A 698-nucleotide genomic window follows, 5' to 3' on the forward strand; every position below is an offset into this window, starting at 1 on the left:
AAGCTCGTTTTGCTGAACCTGCCCTATATCCTGATGGGGCTGTTTTCCACCAACTTCGGGGAGGCGTGGCGGATGGCCCAGGGCGCGGACGCTTCGGAAAAGGTATTGTCTTTGATCTCCGTCCTTCCGGCGGCTCTTGGAAGTTTCTGGCCCAACTTTCACCCGCTGGACCTGCTGGTCGGGCTGTGCTGCGGCGCGGCGCTCCGGCTGGCTGTTTACCTGAAAGGCAAAAACGCCAAGAAGTACCGCCCGAATATCGAGTACGGTTCCGCGAGATGGGGAAATTCCCAGGACATCGCCCCTTATGTCGATCCGGTATTCCAGAACAATGTAATCCTCACCCAGACGGAACGCCTTACCATGAGCAGCCGCCCCAAGGACCCCAAGACCGCCCGCAACAAAAATGTGCTGGTCATCGGCGGTTCCGGCTCCGGCAAGACCCGCTTCTGGCTCAAGCCCAACCTGATGCAGCTCCATAGCTCGTATGTGGTTACTGATCCGAAAGGCACAATCCTGGTCGAATGTGGAAAGCTGCTCCAACGGGGCGCGCCGAAGCTGGATAAGGACGGAAAGCCCATGAAGGACAAGAACGGCAAAACCATCTATGAGCCGTACCGGATCAAGGTGCTGAATACCATCAACTTCAAAAAATCCATGAAATACAATCCTTTCGCCTATATCCACAGCGAAAAGGACAT

1 protein-coding gene is annotated in these 698 nt (G+C 55.6%); it reads left to right on the plus strand.

Translation table 11 applies throughout. The features are described 5' to 3' along the window. Positions 1–698 (plus strand): type IV secretory system conjugative DNA transfer family protein (locus D1841_RS17910; protein WP_160644997.1); only part of this gene is annotated, 698 nt, incomplete at both ends.

Origin of the sequence: Neglectibacter sp. X4 (assembly GCF_009917365.1) — a bacterium.
Lineage (GTDB): Bacteria > Bacillota > Clostridia > Oscillospirales > Acutalibacteraceae > Acutalibacter.